This window comes from Paenibacillus sp. FSL R5-0486 (assembly GCF_037975155.1).
In the GTDB taxonomy this organism is placed as follows: domain Bacteria; phylum Bacillota; class Bacilli; order Paenibacillales; family Paenibacillaceae; genus Paenibacillus; species Paenibacillus amylolyticus.
Map to the genome: position 1 here is coordinate 2,789,584 of NZ_CP150237.1, position 16,431 is coordinate 2,806,014.

Sequence of the window (16,431 nt, forward strand, 5' to 3'; positions counted from 1 at the left end):
AAACAGATTGACTATAAGAAGCATATCGTGTTAATTTTGTTTTGTAAGTTATTTGTTTTTATAATAACAAAACCTAACAAAATAATATTTACCAACTCTAACAACAATGGAGGCTGTCATGAGCACAATACAATCACATGTTTTTCAGAATTGGACGTTCAAGGCTTGCGAAGATCAAGAGTGGATGCCGGCTCAGGTGCCCGGCTGTGTGCATACAGATTTGCTGAAGCTGGGCAAGATTCCAGATCCTTTTTATGGAACAAACGAGAAGGAAGTACAATGGATTGATAAGATAGATTGGGAATATCAGACGGAATTTGACGTTGCCGAAGGGTTGTTCTCCCAGGAAAATCTGGAACTTGTGTTTGATGGTCTGGATACATATGCGGATGTGTATGTGAATAATGTGCATGTGTTATCAGCAGATAATATGTTCCGGGTATGGAAGGCAGATGTAAAGTCTGTATTGAAGGGGAACGGCAACATTCTTCGAATACGTTTTCGGTCACCAATTCAGGAAGATCTGCCTAAGCTGGAGAAGCTCGGATATGCATTACCTGCATCGAATGATCAGTCCGATGTTGGTGGACTTGGCGACAAGAGAGTAAGTATTTTTGCACGTAAAGCCCCGTATCACTATGGTTGGGACTGGGGTCCGCGTTTTGTAACCAGTGGGATCTGGCGTGAAGCACGTCTTGAAGGTTGGACACAGGTACGAATCAATGATGTGTATATCCAGCAAAATGAAGTAAGCGCTACCTCAGCTTCATTAACTGCTGTTGTGGAAGTCGAGACATCACAAGCGGTAGATACGACTATTCGTATCGGCGCAGATGGACAGAGATGGGAAAGATCCGTATCGCTACAACCCGGAACTCAGACGGTGGAGATTCCAATCTCTATTGATGAACCGAAACTGTGGTGGAGCCGTGGGCTTGGTGATCCGCATATGTACACCTTCCTTACCGAAGTGCTTCAAGGTGAGCGAGCTGTGGCTGAATCTACAGTGAAGACTGGGCTTCGTTCCATTCGGCTGGTACGTGACAAAGATGAAGCAGGAGCATCCTTTTACTTTGAACTAAATGGTGTTGCGGTCTTTGCCAAAGGGGCCAATCACATTCCAAATGATAGCTTTATCACTGAAATTACTCATGAACGTTATCGTCATGAGATCGTATCCGCAGCTGAGTCTAATATGAATATGCTACGCGTGTGGGGTGGCGGAATCTATGAGGAGGATGTGTTCTACGAACTGTGTGATGAATACGGAATCCTGGTATGGCAAGACTTCATGTTTGCATGCAGCATGTATCCAGGAGATGAAGCGTTCCTGAACAGTGTAAGACATGAAGCCATTGATAATGTGAAACGTCTGCGCAACCATCCAAGTATTGCACTCTGGTGTGGGAACAACGAGATTGATTCGGCTTGGGCTCACTATGTTGAGAATGGTGGCTGGGGTTGGAAAAAGGAATTTACTGCCGAGCAGCGTGAAAGCATCTGGGCCGATTACGAAGCCATCTTCCATGATCTGCTGCCAGAAGTCGTTGAAGCGTATGCGCCAGGTGTGGATTACTGGCCTTCCTCACCACTGGTATCACTGACAGGGGATGAGACGCAACATGCGCACCCATCCACAGCTGAAGGGGATATCCACTACTGGGGCGTGTGGCACAATGTAGAACCGTTCGAGAACTACAACGTGCATGTGGGTCGTTTCATGAGTGAATATGGATTCCAGTCTTTCCCGGAGTACAAGTCAGTACGCACTTACGCAGAAGAAGAGGATCTGGCTCTGGAGTCGGAAGTCATGCTGGCTCATCAAAAGAATGGGGCAGGTAATCGTCTGATCAAACAGTACATGGATATGTACATGCATGAATCGAAGGACTTCCCATCGTTCCTGTATATGAGCCAGGTGCTTCAGGCGGAAGCAATGAAGACAGCCATTGAAGCGCACCGTCGCCGCAAACCATTCTGTATGGGCACACTTTACTGGCAAATGAATGACTGCTGGCCGGTGGCTTCATGGGCAGGTATGGACTACCTTGGTCGTTGGAAAGCATTGCAATATTATGCGAAACGCAGCTTCAGCGATGTGTTGGTATCGGTAGATGGAACAAAAGAAGATACAACAGATATATATATCATCTCGGATCAATTACAACCTGTTAAAGGGCAGTTACAGATTCGTTTGCTCGGGTTCGATGGAACGGTGCATCGTGATGAAACACATGACGTGACCTTGGCACCTAATACAGGTGATCGAGTGCTGTCATTACCTAACGTGGAATGGCTTGAAGGTCATGATACAGCTAACACGTTGCTGCGCCTGGATCTGAAACAGGAAGGTGCTGCGAATATCGTACAGGAACACTATTTTGTACCGTCCAAAGACCTTGCTCTGCAGCCTGCAAACATCAATGTAAGCGGAGGAGCGGATGAAAACGGCGTTCATCTGGTGCTGGAAAGTGACGTGCTTGCTAAACAGGTATGGCTGTCTTCGGATGTGGAGGGTGTCTTCTCAGATAACTTCTTCGACTTGATTCCTGGCATTCCGGTGAAGGTGCAGTTCACTTCCAGAGAGGGATTGCAGTCTAATGATGTGATATCAAATCCGGGACCGATCGAGGTTCGATCCATGATTGATTTTATTCGTTTGACCTAGAAGACACGGTTGGAGTCTCTCGTAAGAGAGATTTCAACCGTTTTTTTATTGAAACCTGACCTCATTTATATATCGTAATGGTTTCGTAATACTTCGCTTAGAGAATCGTAAGCTGTCTTGCTTATTGTAATCCATGTAAGTAATAAACGAATGGAGAGTGATAAGAATGATGAAAACAAATAAGAGCAAAAAAGTGATGGTAGCAGCGGTATTGATGATGTCTATGGCCTTTTCTGGATTGGCAAGTGCTGCAGATATGAAAACGATTAAAAAGGATGGCATGGAGCTTGTTCAATTGAGACAGGCGGCGAAAATGTATGATTACAGCATTATGTGGGACAGCAAGGACAGATCTGTAACTTTGATGTATATGGGCAAAATGGACGACATGAAGATGAAAGACGACAACATGATGGAAGATGACATGATGATGAAAGACGACAAGATGATGAAAGACGACATGAAGATGAAAGATGACAAGATGATGGAAGACGATAAGATGATGAAAGACGACATGATGATGGAAGAAACGATGATGCCTGCGGGGAAAACGATTAAATTGTGGATTGGATCGAAAAAAATCATGGTAGACGGTATGCAAGTTAACTTGAAATCGATGCCTGTCATCCATGAAGGGAATTCGTATGCGGCTGAGTCTGTAATTAAACAATACATGATGCCAGCCATGGGAATGAAGTAATTTAAGGGCTAAGCATCGCCATCACCATATGATATGATTGGCTCAAATGTATTTTCTGGAATATGGGGTGGGTTCGTTTGAATGAATGTGTACTGGTTGCTGATGATGATACAAATATTACGGACGTTTGTCGCAGGTATCTGGAACGCGAAGGTTATCTTGTCGTGACGGCTAAGGACGGTTTGGAAGCTATTGAGCTGTGGCACAGCCAAACGCCAAGCTTGATTGTGCTCGACCTGATGATGCCACATAAGAATGGTTGGGAAGTTTGCAACGAGATTCGGCAAACTGAGGATGTGCCCATTGTAATGCTGACGGCCCGGGGTGAGGAACAGGACCGTCTGATGGGACTGACGATGGGGGCGGATGATTATCTGACCAAACCATTCAGTCCGAGAGAACTTGTTTTGCGTGTGAAGGCAATCCTGCGGAGAATGCGAATTGCGCAGGCATCACCTGTTACAACATCTGAATATACGATCAATTATGAAGGGCTTACCATTGATTTTACCAAGCGTGAAGTGCATATCAGCGGGCAGGTAATTGAATTGACCGTTACAGAGTTTGAGATGTTGTATTTGCTGGCAAGTCACCCGGGTCAGGTGTTCTCCCGTAACCAGATGTTAAGCAAGATTTGGGATTTTAGCTATGAGGGAGATACAACAACGGTGACTGTACATGTTCGGAGATTACGAGAGAAGATCGAACAGAATCCTTCTGATCCAAAATATATTAAAACAGTTTGGGGCATAGGATACAAGTTTGCGGGTGGTAGTTCATGAAACTTCGCACATACTTGGTGTTGTCCAGTCTCACGGGCATTGGCGTATTATTAATTTGTTTGTTCATCAGTTATTCCAAAATGCTGCTTACGATCGAACAATTCTATTGGTTATCGGCTATAACGGCAGGGGTAGGCTTACTTTCGTTTATTCTTCAATATTTGCTGACTAAGCCATTAGAGAAATCAATTGCGCGAATTACACAGCAGACAATACGAATTGCCGAAGGGGATTTCCATACGGAAGTCCCTCTCATCGGTACGCAGGAATTTAAGCTCCTGGCACAGCAATTTAATGAAATGAGTTCCAAGCTGAAGGAAAGCTTTGATCATCTGCATCACTCAGAAACCGCGAGACGAGAGTTGATCGCCAATGTATCCCATGATTTACGGACTCCCTTGGCATCCATTCAGTCATTCGTAGAAGCGTTGGAGGATGATGTCATTAAGGATAAAGAAACCTTTCAACGTTACCTGAACACGATACGACTTGAGACGAAGCGTTTGGGAGGGCTTATTCAAGACTTGTTTGAATTATCCAGCCTAGAAGCGCAAGGGGAGGTATTTGACCCTCAGCCTTGTCACGTCGATGAGTTGCTGCTCAGTACATTGGAGAGTTTTTCGTTTCACCTCGCCGAGAAAACGCTGAACGTTGAAATCGATTTGCCCGATAAATTACCAGCCGCGGTCATGATGCCTGCACAAATGAAGCGGGTCCTTTCCAATTTGCTGCAAAATGCCATTCAATACTCTCCTGTTGAAGGAAAAATCATTCTGGCTGCCGAAGAAAAGGGGCCGTTTATACGAATTTCAGTTACGGATGAAGGGGAAGGCATTGAAGCGGAGGAGACTTCGCGTATATTTGAACGTTTTTATCGAATTGACAAATCACGCAGCAAGAGTAATGGGGGGGCCGGGCTTGGCCTTGCCATCGCTCAATCAATTGTGGAACTCCATGGTGGCGAGATCGGGGTTCAGAGTACAAAAGGAGAAGGAAGCTGCTTCTGGTTCACGCTTCCGATCTACGTCAGTCGTTAACCTTGGTTAATCAAACGTAGTATTTATTCAGGTGGTGAATGACTTGACCAGTGATTTGGTTTTTCTTTTCGGGGTTTTTGGTGCAGGATTGTTATCGTTTTTTGCGCCATGTATTCTGCCGCTGATCCCGGTATACGTGTCTTATCTATCCGGAAGCATGGTCAACGGTACGAATCAGCAGCAGCCTGACACCCATTCGGTTCGGTTGCGGTCCACACTTGTTTTGCGGACATTTTTATTTGTTCTTGGGCTGTCCCTGGTATTTGTTTTACTCGGTTTTGGTTCCGGCATGGTTGGTAATTTGATCTCAAGTCCTGTGTTTATTGCGATCTGCGGAGCCATCGTGGTGCTTTTTGGGATTTATCAAACCGGGTTGATCCGACTATCCTGGCTGGAACGGGAGAGAAAGCTGTCAAACGATCAAGCCAAACGGGGAGGGTATGTCGGAGCGTTCCTGTTGGGTCTAACGTTTAGTTTTGGCTGGACGCCTTGTATCGGGCCTGTGCTGGCGGCCATTCTTGGTATCGCTGCAGGAGAAGGCTCTCCACTGTATGGCGGGTTTCTCATGTTCCTGTATACCCTTGGATTGGCGATTCCTTTCCTGATTCTGTCCGTTTTTTCGGAATATGTTATGAAGCGGATACGTCGTTTATACAAGTACATGGGCGTCATCAAAATAACTTCCGGCTGTATTCTTATTGTCATGGGACTATTGTTAATGACAGACCGACTAAACAGCTTGGTGACCTGGTTTCAATAATCATTGGAGGAATTTGGTATGAAGACGGCACGGAAATGGATGGTATCTGTAATCGTATTCGCTGGAACCCTGTTGATCTTGAGCGCATGTGGATCACAGCAAACTGAATCAAAACAAACGGGGTCATCATCAGCCCCAGCATCAACATCCGATATGAGTTCGTCAACCATGATGAACAAGGGAGAGACGGCTCCTGAATTTTCATTGCGTGATCTGAAAGGAAACACGGTTGGACTTTCTGATGTTCAAGGCAAGAAAGTGTATGTGAAATACTGGGCTTCTTGGTGTTCCATCTGCCTTGCGGGTTTGGAAGACCTGAACAATCTGGCTGGTCAAAACAATGATTTTCAAGTCATTACGATTGTGACGCCGGACTACAAAGGAGAGAAATCCTCCCAAGCGTTTACCGAATGGTTTGACCAACAGCCATATGATAACATAACTGTTCTTTTGGATGAGAAAGGTGTATGGGCCAAGAAATTTGGCGTAAGAGCATATCCTAGTTCCTTTTATATTGGCTCTGATGGTATTTTAACGAAATCGCAGCCAGGGCATGCATCCAATGAACAGATCATGGAGTCATTACAAGAGATTTTGTGAGAAAGGAGGAAGTGTCATGAAAAGGACGCTGCTGTGCCTGTGCCTCCTTGTTATAGCGATAGTTGTGTCTGCTTGTGGAAACAGGGCTGAGAGCCATTCAGCTTCATCTTCGATATCCACTAAACCTGTCAAGGCTTCGAGTGTCTCTGAGGAAAACCTGAGTAACCTGTACTTGGCAGGAGGCTGCTTCTGGGGTGTGGAGGCATATATGGCTCGTATTCCAGGGGTTCAGGATGTGACTTCCGGTTATGCCAACGGTGAAGGAAAGAATCCAACCTATGAGGATGTTATTCGCGGGGACCAGGGGTTTGCGGAGACTGTTCATGTAAAATATGATCCGCAACAAGTATCTTTGCAGAAATTGCTTGAATCTTATTTTCGAGTTATTGATCCTACCAGCTTGAATAAGCAGGGCAATGATCGTGGAGTTCAGTATCGGACTGGCATATATTATACGTTGCCTGTAGATGCCAAAATCATCGAGCAGGCTGTAGAGGCAGAGCAAGAAAAATATGACCAACCCATTGTAACGGAAGTAATGCCTCTGCAGAATTATTATTTGGCGGAGGAGTACCATCAGGATTATTTGGAAAAAAATCCGAACGGATATTGTCACATTGATATGACTGTTTTGGATGACCTGGAGATTGGAATTGATCCCGCTCAATATCCACGTCCAACAGATGAACAATTAAAGGAACGTTTAACAGACGAACAGTATGCGGTCACGGTAAACAATGATACGGAGCATGCGTTCAGTAACGAATACTGGGATAATGAGGAGCCCGGTCTGTATGTGGATATTGCAACGGGAGAGCCGTTATTCACCAGTCGAGATAAGTATGATTCCGGTTGCGGGTGGCCGAGTTTTACAAAACCGATTGTACCTGAGGTTGTTACCTATACAACGGATACGAGCTTTGGTATGGACCGCACGGAGGTACGAAGCCGGGCAGGTGACATCCACCTCGGGCATGTGTTCGATGATGGTCCCGAAGATCGTGGTGGCAAACGTTACTGCATTAACAGTGCATCGATCCGCTTTATTCCGCTAGACAAGATGGAGGAAGAACGATACGGATATTTACTGTCTTTTGTCGAGTAGAGAAGGGCAACTGACTTTATCAAAACATAATAAGGCCATAATTTTAGAATGGTTGAGATCTCTCTATGAGGGATTTCGACCGTTTTTTATTTTGCGGCATCTAACAAAAACGAAGGTAGGCTTCAAAGATGGTTGCATCATTGTTATAATTGATAATCATTATCAATTATAGGTGGATTTTTAGTCACAATGCTAAGGTATTGTGTGTGTTTGTCGCTTAGGAGAGGGAGTTTATATGGGAATTCAGAATGACATCAAGCTGTGGGATCAGGTCCAGGTTCGCGTGCTTGATGTGCGTCTTATATCACTCGCAACACACGAGTTCATACGCAATTATGTGTTACCGACGAGTGCATTTGTGTATGTTCAAGGCAGGGGGCAGGTCTGGCTTGATGAAGAGGTATGGACTACAAACCAGTTCTTGTTGCTGCATGGGGGAAAAGGAAGACGTCTAACACTTGAAGCGACAGGGGTAATGGAGGTACATCTGATTTTGTACAAATCAACCTTGCCCTCCAACGTGCTTGTGGAGTACCGAATGATGTTGAACCAGCGTAATCCGTTTGAAGAGTCCTGGGCGACAGTGCCGGATCATACACTTGAGCTGCGTGAGCTTGTGCGGAATATACATGAATGCTGGTCAGGGCAGGTGCGAGTGAGCAAAATTCAGGTCAAAGTGTATTTTTTTCAACTGGTACAGCTTGTCTTGTTACAGCGGAGTCGCATGTCTAACGAATTTCAACAGCCTTCGCTTACCGATCAGGTTTTGCGATATATCAAAGCTCATTACCGGGAATCCATCTCACTTGATTTGCTTGCCCAGTCCTTGAGTTACAGTCCGCAATATTTATCACGCAAATTCAAGGAACAGACGGGATGTACACCGACAGAATATGTAATTCGGTTACGAATGGGTGAGGCAAGGAGTCTGCTTGCGTCCACAGAAGCTTCATTACAGGAGATTGCTGCGTATGTGGGTTATATGGACCCGTTTTATTTCAATCGTATATTCAAAAAAGAGATCGGTATCACACCGGGGCAATATCGGTTGAAGCAGCAGGAAAACTCGAAATCAGTTTCAAAAAGTACATTAAATGCAACAAATGAATCCATTGTAACAGGAGGGGATGAACGTTATCCTTTAATTGATGATGATAATCATTATCAATATAAGGGAGATGAGGAAATCAACATGTTTAACCATTTTAAATCAGCGATTATGTCGCTTGCGCTTGTACTCACATTGAGTGCTTGTGGAACAACTCAGCAGGGGGCAGAAACATCCGAAGTTGCGGCTGAACCCGAACAACCGGCAGTCGTGGAGACCCAAATGGTAAATACGACCTTTGGTGAGGTAGAGATTCCTGCACATCCGGAGCGAGTTGCTGCCATAGATTATCTGGGAACGGTACTTGCTCTTGGTGTCAAACCGATTGGTGGAGGCCAATTTCTAATGAACAGTCCTTATCTGGAAGGTCACATGGATGGTCTTGAAACGATAGGGGATTCCGTTGAACAATTGATGGAGCTGGAACCTGATCTCATTATTACATTGAATCCGGACAAGGCGGCTTATGAGAAATATAGCAAGATTGCTCCGACCGTTTCGATCGCATCCATCACTTTTCCGACACTGAAGGACGAAGTGAACTATTTCGGTAAAGTCCTTGGCAAAGAAGCGGAAGCAGAGAAGTGGCTGGCTGATTTTGATGAGGAGATTGCCAAAATCAAGCAGGAGGTGCAGAGTGTTGTTCCAGCTGATGCTACATTCTCCGTTATGCAGGAATATGATCGCCAAGTCTTCATTTTTGGCAATCAGTCGGGCCGGGGAGGGCGTAACATCTACGAATTGCTTGGTTTGCAAGCACCAAAGAACATTCCATCCGAGTTGATGCAGGGCGCCTATCATGAATTCTCCATAGAACTGCTCTCCAAATACGCTGGAGATTACATTGTGCTGACCAGCAAGTCTCAGTTGAAAGACCTTCAGGCAGATCCGATCTGGGGTTCATTGCCTGCTATCAAAAATGGAAAAGTGTACATATGGACGGAAGAACAATCCTGGTTCCGTGACCCTATTGCCTTGTTGAAACAGACACAGGATCTGGCTGAATGGATTATTGGACTTAATACACCGTCTAAATAAGGAACTTCAAAAAACCGTGCCGCCCAGTTTGCTGAGCAGCACGGTTTTCATTTCTTATGTAGGACTGAACAGTAGAGGGGATTAGCTGCTTGTACGGAGATGAAATAACAGTGTGGTGTGATTACCGTATAAGAGTTTATTCGCTCTTTTGTTCGTTCTGAATTTTTTGCAGATCCTCCAGTTGCAGTGTGAGGTCATTCTCGGGGTTTGCGCTCACAATGACTTCTGACTGTGATTGTTGCTGACCTGGCTGATTCGACTTGGCGGCAGGTTTGATCACGTAGAGACTTTGAACGGAGTTGAGCAGGCTGGCAGGGGTGTCTTCATACGTTTCCAGGAAGAGTACATAGTCTTTGGTAGGAATCAGCTTGAGGTTGTCATCATTAATAATCTCGGTGTTGCCAAGTTGTCCGCCAAGTTGCTTCACTTCAAGTTTTTCCCCGGCAGTGTAACCGCCTTTATAGGATTCAGCGACCTGAATCGTGTGGATCGTATAGATTTTGTCAAAAGAAGCTGGCTCTCCGCCCGGATCGGACGCAGGGTTTAACTCGTTTTCATTGGCAGCATCAGTAACTTGTACGATATCGTTTAAAGCTTCCACACGAGTCTCAACAACACTACCTTTTACAATGGTATTTGCTCTCTCGGACAGGTCGCCAATGCTGCCATAACTCGGGTAATCTTCAGAAGCAATAATGGTCATGGGTACATCGGATGGGGACGCGGTAGGTGTAACAGAAGAACATCCAACAGCAGATAAAATGAAAATGGAAGAGAGAAGCAGCGTTAATACTCGATTTTTGTTCATGGACAGGAATCCTCCTTGGATTTTTGGGATAAGTTCGTAGCGGATTAGTACTTGGATTTTACGTTATTGATATCAAAAGTTTGGGGTTGGGTCATGGAATTGCGGTTACGGGAGTAAGACATAATGGAAGGACTACTTGTTGTCGGGTTGTCACCGAGCCAGATGGAGTGTCCGAGTTCGTGGACAAATACGCTTTGAATGAAGTTGGATAAGTTGGTCGCGTCAGGGGTGATTGTGGATGCATTGAGTTCGATGCGGAAGCTTACGACTTGACTGCCGGATACGGAGGCGTAGTTGACACCATATGCTGTATTATTGAAGTTTCCTGCGGTGATGGTGTTTGGGGAGTTACTTGTTTTGGTGAATTTAACTTTGGCACCTGCATTGTTCCAGTTGGTAAGGGAAGTGTCCATGGGAGTCTGCCATGCGGCGGCGTAATTATACGTACGAATGGGGATGGTGGTGCTGGGATAACCGTAGGTCAGAAAGGTTGCCGCATAGATGGTACTGCCAAACATCGCAATCGCTGAGAACAACATGATGCTCATCAAGATTTTCCTTTTCATACTTAAAACCTCCAATAAATGTATTTTATTCTCTATTATAGTAACAAGTAATATTGGAGTTGAAATGAGTCCGAGGTCGTTGTTTTTGTCGTGAAAAACATGAAATATATCTTGATCCGACCATAATGGTGTCAAAATAAGTCATTTCCTGTTCAATGTTCATGAATAATTTCCCTAAAATTACAAACAATACGTTCAACTTCTCTTAGGGAAAGGTAGTGCTTGAACATGTGCAACCGTTTTTCATTGGCAGCCGATTTGGACGATATCAGAGATCATTTCAAGATTCAGCGAGTGATGTATTATTACAAAAACCGATACAATATCAGCCCAACCCAGCATACGCCAATTATTTTGCATCAGGATGGTGAGCGTGTATTGGATGAGTTCCGGTGGGGGTTCATTCCATTCTGGGGTCGTGATGCTGTTAACGCAAATCTCATGACAGTGCATGAGAATCCTTCCTATTACAAACTGGTAGAGACCAAGCGCTGCGTTATTCCCTGCAATGGATTATATTACTGGCGGCAAGAGGGCAAAAAAAGTTATGCGGTTCGTGTTGTTATGCCGGATCGTGGCCTGTTTGGGATTGCTGGGTTATATGAGGTGTGGAGAGATACACGGAAAGAGCCGCTTCGTACCTGCACGATGCTTATGACAGGTGCAAATATGGTTACACGCGAGTTTGGCAGTAAAATGCCAGCGATCCTTTCCGAAGAAGAGATCAACACCTGGCTTGATCCTGCCAATACACGAGTGACTCAGTTGTTACCACTATTGAAATCGTATAACAGTACAGAGATGAATCTGTATCCGGTAACCCCAATGGTCGCCAACGATGAACACGACTGTTACGAATGCGTAGAAGAGATGGATCAGAAGCTGGCTTACGTTCGGAGTTTCTGAGTAACCTTTGGAAGATGTGAAGAAAATGAAGAGGGCTGAGAGTCTGGAGACACTCTGCTCTTTTTTTCCTTTCTGAAAATGAAAAGTTGCAATTGGAGTGAAACGTAACTATAATCATTACAGTAAGTGAACGCATATATTCATATATCTATTAAAAGAGATATTTATAATCAGGAGGGAACCACGAATGAATCCAAAGTTTAACCAGATGTTTGAACAAGTTTCACTACCGACTGGCATTACACTGAAAAACCGTATCGTGCTCGCTCCCATGACTCATATGTCCTCGAATGCAGATGGTACGATATCCGACGCTGAACTTGCTTATTATGCACGTCGCACCGGTGGTGCGGGCATGTCAATTACGGCTGTAGGGCATGTAACAGAGACAGGCATTGGTTTCCCGGCTCAATTTGGCGTATATGACGACCGCTTCATTCCTGGTCTGAAAAAACTGGCTGATACCATGAAACAACAGGGCTCCGTAGCTGTATTGCAAATTTTCCATGCGGGCCGTCTGACTCCTGAACAAGCTGTACCTGCGGGTCAAGTGGTTGCTCCTAGTGCGGTTGCAAGTGAGCGTCCAGGATCTCCTGAACCAAGAGAATTGACGGATGCCGAGATTACTTCGATTATCAAAGACTTTGGTGAAGCGACACGTCGTGCAATTGAAGCCGGCTTTGATGGTGTTGAGATTCACGGTGCTAATGGTTATCTGATCCAGCAATTCTTCTCCCCTCATTCCAACCGACGTGAAGATCGTTGGGGCGGTAGTGTCGAGAAACGTCTTTCTTTCCCACTTGCTGTAGTGGATGAGATTCAGAAAGTGGTTGCCGAACATACCAAACTGCCGTTCATCATTGGTTACCGTTTCTCTCCGGAAGAACCGGAAACACCGGGACTCACAATGGAAGATACGTACCTACTAGTGGATGCGCTTAAAGATAAAAACCTGGATTACCTGCATGTTTCCCTGAACGAATTCTGGTCCAAGCCAAGACGTGGCGAAGCAGATACGCGTTCAAGAATGGAATTCATCCTGGATCGTGTGAACGGCAAATTGCCTGTGATCGGCGTAGGTTCAATTCATACGGCAGATCAGGCCGCTGAGGCGCTTCAAACAGGAGTACCTCTGCTTGCCATTGGACGTGAGCTGATTATTGAACCGGATTGGGTCGAGAAAATCGAGAGCGGACGGGAAGAAGATATTGAAACGATTCTGACCAAATCCGATCAGGAACGTCTGGTTATCCCTGACGGGTTGTGGAATGCAATCATCCACACACCGGGCTGGTTCCCTATGGCAGAAGATAAATAAGATACACTTCAGAACTGGAATGGAGGGGGCGAAAGCTCCCTCTTTTTGCACATGGTCCAAATTCTCCTTGTCATCGCTCTGTGGTATGATGGATGAACAGGATTAACTGGATAATCAACGGTTTGGAGTGAAGGAATATGCTCGTAGCTGAACGGTATGAGAAAATAGTGGAATGGGTGGATACGCAAGGCAGCATGCGTGTGACCGAACTTAGTGAGCGCTGCGGGGTGACGGAAGAGACGATTCGTCGTGATCTGGACAAGCTCGAACAGGCGGGCAGGCTCAGACGGTCCCATGGCGGGGCGGTCAGCGTAAAATACAAGGATGAGTTACAGTCGGAGATTCCATATCCGGAACGGGCTGTAGCCCATGTAGAAGAGAAGCGTAGAATTGCAAGCGAAGCGGTGAAAATGGTGGAATCCGGCGACCGGATCGCCCTGGATGCAAGTACAACGGCGTGGTATATGGCGGCAGGATTGCCGAACATTCCACTGACGGTATTAACCAACTCGATTAAGGTCGCCGCAGAGCTGAGTAACAAGGAGCAGATTCGTGTGATTGCCACAGGTGGGCAATTGGCTTCGAAGTCACTGTCTTTTGTAGGACCGCTGGCGGAACGTTCGCTTGATGCCTATCATGTGGATAAAGTATTCCTGTCTTGCAAAGGAGTGCATCTGACCAAAGGCATCAGTGAATCCAATGAATTACAGGCCTTGGTGAAGCAGAAAATGATCCATATTGCGGATGAGGTCATTCTACTTGCAGATTCCAGCAAATTTAACATACAGGCGTTTACCAGAGTTGCTGAGATGAACAGTGTGGGCAAAGTGATTACAGATCAGGGTGTAGATGAAGAGCACGTTAGCGCATTGATTGAGCAGAATATTACGTGTATACGTGTGTAAACAAGAAAGGAATGAATGTCATGAAACATCCTTTTCATCTGAAAGCGGTATGGAATGGTGGGCGTAACAGTGAGGGAACAATCGATGCAGGTGGATTAAAAACGGTCATATCGATTCCGCAGGAGATGGGCGGACCCGGTACGGGAACTAACCCGGACGAGATGCTGCTGGGTGCAGCCTCCACCTGTTACCTGATCACGCTGGCAGCGATGCTGGAGCGTTCGGATATTACGCCGGATGAATTAACGCTTGAATCGGAAGCAACGGTAGATGTTACGAATAACGTATTTACGTACGAACGGATCGTACATAGACCTCGGATTGTGCTCAGCGCAGATGCCTCTGAGGCGGATCTGACAAAGGCTGAGCGCTTGGCGCATAAGGCTGAATCCTCCTGTATGATCTCCCGAGCGGTGGCAGGTAATGTCCAGATGGAGACACAGCCAGTCATTGTTATCACTGGAGCTAACGCGGTGTGATATACTGAAGAATAGACGATTCAAGTTGTCATTTGTGTAAAATAAGGAGTAATTCGGTATGAACACACAGAAGCGCAAGACTAACCTCTGGGTACGTTTAACACGTGTTATGAAGCTGAATTTCCTCAAATTGTTACGTGCTCCCGGAGGTGCTCATAAAGTATCTACCGGATTTGCCATAGGGTTCGGACTGGAACTGATCGTGATCTCGACGGCTTCTCTGATATATCTCGTATTTTATCCGATTGTGCGACTGTCTGGGGGTTCGGTGCCAGCAGCCATTGTTGGTAATGTGATCGGGAAACTTACGTTTTTACCTATTATCCTGATGCCGCTCGCGAAACAAATTGGCTCATGGATATTGCCTGCGCACAGCATGGGACAGGGACCGGTACATGAGAGTGCATTCATGGAGCTGTTTCGCGGGAACTGGTCGGCCGTGAGTGAATTGTTGCTTGGTGGACTGGATATTCTGGCAGGCATGTCCGTGTTTGGTGTCATTCTGGGTGTGATTTCGTACTTTGTCGTAAAATTCTTCTACGTCAGAGCGCTCAACCGGCGTTATGAACGCCGGCTGGAGAAACGCCGCCAAGCGGATATCGCTTCGGTATCACCTCCGGTATTAATCAGGAAGCCATCACAATCATAATGGGTAGCATCAACATGGATGCAGCGGTGGTCCACAGAATGCAGCGGGATACAAACTGCGGAGAAGCATTGAACTGTTCAGCCAAAATAACGGCGTTCACTGCGGTCGGCATCGATGCGAGGATCAGTAGCACACTGAACAACGTACCTTCGACCTGAAGAGCGGTCAGTATCAGCCAGGACAGAATTGGCGCAGCTGCGAGACGGACCACAAGCCCGGTCCAGAAAGCTCGGCGTACATTGGGCAACCAAGGCACCGTTGCACCTTTTGGTCTGAGCATCTGTGCTCCCAGAATAGCGAGAACGACAGGAGAGTAACCCGCAGCCAGCATGGAGATCCCTCCATCCAGCGCTTCAGGCAGGCTCAGATTGGATGCACGCAGCGCAATGGCGATGCCAGCAGCATAGATAGATGGCATGCGGAAAACGGAAAGGATCGCATCTTTCACCGTGAATTCGGATCTCGCGGCAAAAAAGATACCTACCGTATTAACAATGATCATCTGTCCAATGACGTAGACCGAAGCCTTGTCCAGTCCAAGCTGACCAAAGGCAAGCAGTACAAGCGGGAGCCCGTAATTCACGCAGTTCGTAAACGTGGAGACGAGGGTGAGACCCGCTTTTTCGCTTGCACCCAGACGGAACACCCGGCTCAACAGCTCGGCGAGGGCCCACAGAGCAATCAGATTAATAATAGAGAACCAGAACGTGCTGGTGACGTCCGTCCAGGTAATCTCTGCATGCAGCAATGTATTGAAGATGAGCGCAGGGCTCAAAATATAAAGGGAAAAGGTCGAGAGCGACCGGGTATCCCAATTTTTAAAGCGTTTTAACAGAATACCTCCGATCACGGGAAGTGATATCGGCAAGAACACATGGTATAAGGTGAGTAAAAATGAGTGAAGCAATGCAATTCAGTCCCTTCTGGATGAAAAACCTATCTTATCATAGCAGAAGATGCATCTCATATGAATGGATTTCAGTATGATGATGTGTAGTAATC

At 46.0% G+C, this 16,431-nt stretch carries 16 protein-coding genes; 13 read left to right on the forward strand and 3 right to left on the reverse strand.

Annotation, left to right across the window (positions count from 1 at the left end; all coding sequences use genetic code 11):
- Window positions 1-118 precede the first annotated feature (118 nt).
- The 8 genes from MKY01_RS12750 to MKY01_RS12785 all read left to right on the forward strand — a co-directional run bounded on the left by MKY01_RS12750 (window position 119) and on the right by MKY01_RS12785 (window position 9,798).
- Entirely contained in the window at window positions 119-2,668 is a 2,550-nt protein-coding gene (locus MKY01_RS12750) for a glycoside hydrolase family 2 protein (protein ID WP_282321727.1), read from the forward strand.
- A gap of 166 nt (window positions 2,669-2,834) precedes the next feature.
- Entirely contained in the window at window positions 2,835-3,368 is a 534-nt protein-coding gene (locus tag MKY01_RS12755; protein ID WP_282321726.1) for a hypothetical protein, read from the forward strand.
- A 77-nt stretch (window positions 3,369-3,445) separates the two neighbouring features.
- The gene (locus MKY01_RS12760; protein WP_083677370.1) at window positions 3,446-4,150 is read left to right on the forward strand and encodes a response regulator transcription factor; all 705 of its coding nucleotides are present in this window, start codon (window positions 3,446-3,448) and stop codon (window positions 4,148-4,150) included.
- Complete coding sequence (locus MKY01_RS12765) at window positions 4,147-5,187, forward strand: ATP-binding protein (protein ID WP_047842622.1); 1,041 nt, start codon at window positions 4,147-4,149, stop codon at window positions 5,185-5,187. The genes MKY01_RS12760 and MKY01_RS12765 overlap by 4 nt, the downstream gene beginning before the upstream one ends.
- 34 nt (window positions 5,188-5,221) lie before the next feature.
- On the forward strand, window positions 5,222-5,947 hold the full coding sequence (locus MKY01_RS12770; protein ID WP_235431621.1) for a cytochrome c biogenesis protein CcdA: 726 nt from the start codon (window positions 5,222-5,224) through the stop codon (window positions 5,945-5,947).
- 18 nt (window positions 5,948-5,965) lie between these two features.
- On the forward strand, window positions 5,966-6,547 hold the full coding sequence (locus tag MKY01_RS12775; RefSeq protein ID WP_047842624.1) for a redoxin family protein: 582 nt from the start codon (window positions 5,966-5,968) through the stop codon (window positions 6,545-6,547).
- Between the two features lie 16 nt (window positions 6,548-6,563).
- Window positions 6,564-7,652 carry a peptide-methionine (R)-S-oxide reductase MsrB gene (gene msrB, locus MKY01_RS12780; protein ID WP_282321725.1) on the forward strand — a complete coding sequence of 363 codons (1,089 nt, stop codon included), beginning with the start codon at window positions 6,564-6,566 and terminating at the stop codon, window positions 7,650-7,652.
- Between the two features lie 235 nt (window positions 7,653-7,887).
- A complete protein-coding gene (locus tag MKY01_RS12785) occupies window positions 7,888-9,798 on the forward strand; it encodes an AraC family transcriptional regulator (RefSeq protein WP_282321724.1) in 1,911 nt (636 codons plus the stop codon).
- 136 nt (window positions 9,799-9,934) lie between these two features.
- On the opposite strand, the gene MKY01_RS12790 is transcribed toward MKY01_RS12785, so the two are convergent.
- Together MKY01_RS12790 and MKY01_RS12795 are read right to left on the reverse strand one after the other, a co-directional pair.
- On the reverse strand, window positions 9,935-10,606 hold the full coding sequence (locus MKY01_RS12790) for a hypothetical protein (RefSeq protein WP_339286512.1): 672 nt from the start codon (window positions 10,604-10,606) through the stop codon (window positions 9,935-9,937).
- A gap of 44 nt (window positions 10,607-10,650) precedes the next feature.
- Window positions 10,651-11,172, reverse strand: a complete 522-nt coding sequence (locus tag MKY01_RS12795; RefSeq protein WP_339286513.1) for a hypothetical protein — start codon at window positions 11,170-11,172, stop codon at window positions 10,651-10,653.
- Window positions 11,173-11,400: 228 nt separating this feature from the next.
- Between MKY01_RS12795 and MKY01_RS12800 the strand changes: the two genes are divergently transcribed.
- The 5 genes from MKY01_RS12800 (at window position 11,401) to MKY01_RS12820 (ending at window position 15,429) form a co-directional block, all read left to right on the forward strand.
- A complete protein-coding gene (locus tag MKY01_RS12800) occupies window positions 11,401-12,078 on the forward strand; it encodes an SOS response-associated peptidase (protein WP_339286514.1) in 678 nt (225 codons plus the stop codon).
- A gap of 187 nt (window positions 12,079-12,265) precedes the next feature.
- Complete coding sequence (locus MKY01_RS12805; RefSeq protein ID WP_339286515.1) at window positions 12,266-13,396, forward strand: NADH-dependent flavin oxidoreductase; 1,131 nt, start codon at window positions 12,266-12,268, stop codon at window positions 13,394-13,396.
- A gap of 137 nt (window positions 13,397-13,533) precedes the next feature.
- Entirely contained in the window at window positions 13,534-14,301 is a 768-nt protein-coding gene (locus tag MKY01_RS12810; protein WP_339286516.1) for a DeoR/GlpR family DNA-binding transcription regulator, read from the forward strand.
- Between the two features lie 20 nt (window positions 14,302-14,321).
- Window positions 14,322-14,780: an OsmC family protein gene (locus MKY01_RS12815; RefSeq protein ID WP_036608858.1), complete on the forward strand. Its 459-nt coding sequence runs from the start codon at window positions 14,322-14,324 to the stop codon at window positions 14,778-14,780.
- 58 nt (window positions 14,781-14,838) lie between these two features.
- The gene (locus tag MKY01_RS12820; protein ID WP_339286517.1) at window positions 14,839-15,429 is read left to right on the forward strand and encodes a DUF2062 domain-containing protein; all 591 of its coding nucleotides are present in this window, start codon (window positions 14,839-14,841) and stop codon (window positions 15,427-15,429) included.
- On the opposite strand, the gene MKY01_RS12825 is transcribed toward MKY01_RS12820, so the two are convergent.
- Window positions 15,407-16,336, reverse strand: coding sequence for an AEC family transporter (locus MKY01_RS12825; RefSeq protein WP_036670567.1), 930 nt, complete (start codon window positions 16,334-16,336; stop codon window positions 15,407-15,409). The two genes, MKY01_RS12820 and MKY01_RS12825, sit on opposite strands and share 23 nt — an antisense overlap.
- Window positions 16,337-16,431: the final 95 nt, after the last annotated feature.

Coding starts and splice junctions, on each gene's coding strand:
- MKY01_RS12750 (WP_282321727.1), top strand. CDS start 119: ATGAGCACAATACAATCACATGTTTTTCAGAATTGGACGTTCAAGGCT.
- MKY01_RS12755 (WP_282321726.1), top strand. CDS start 2,835: ATGATGAAAACAAATAAGAGCAAAAAAGTGATGGTAGCAGCGGTATTG.
- MKY01_RS12765 (WP_047842622.1), top strand. CDS start 4,147: ATGAAACTTCGCACATACTTGGTGTTGTCCAGTCTCACGGGCATTGGC.
- MKY01_RS12775 (WP_047842624.1), top strand. CDS start 5,966: ATGAAGACGGCACGGAAATGGATGGTATCTGTAATCGTATTCGCTGGA.
- msrB (WP_282321725.1), top strand. CDS start 6,564: ATGAAAAGGACGCTGCTGTGCCTGTGCCTCCTTGTTATAGCGATAGTT.
- MKY01_RS12785 (WP_282321724.1), top strand. CDS start 7,888: ATGGGAATTCAGAATGACATCAAGCTGTGGGATCAGGTCCAGGTTCGC.
- MKY01_RS12790 (WP_339286512.1), bottom strand. CDS start 10,606: ATGAACAAAAATCGAGTATTAACGCTGCTTCTCTCTTCCATTTTCATT.
- MKY01_RS12795 (WP_339286513.1), bottom strand. CDS start 11,172: ATGAAAAGGAAAATCTTGATGAGCATCATGTTGTTCTCAGCGATTGCG.
- MKY01_RS12800 (WP_339286514.1), top strand. CDS start 11,401: ATGTGCAACCGTTTTTCATTGGCAGCCGATTTGGACGATATCAGAGAT.
- MKY01_RS12805 (WP_339286515.1), top strand. CDS start 12,266: ATGAATCCAAAGTTTAACCAGATGTTTGAACAAGTTTCACTACCGACT.
- MKY01_RS12810 (WP_339286516.1), top strand. CDS start 13,534: ATGCTCGTAGCTGAACGGTATGAGAAAATAGTGGAATGGGTGGATACG.
- MKY01_RS12815 (WP_036608858.1), top strand. CDS start 14,322: ATGAAACATCCTTTTCATCTGAAAGCGGTATGGAATGGTGGGCGTAAC.
- MKY01_RS12820 (WP_339286517.1), top strand. CDS start 14,839: ATGAACACACAGAAGCGCAAGACTAACCTCTGGGTACGTTTAACACGT.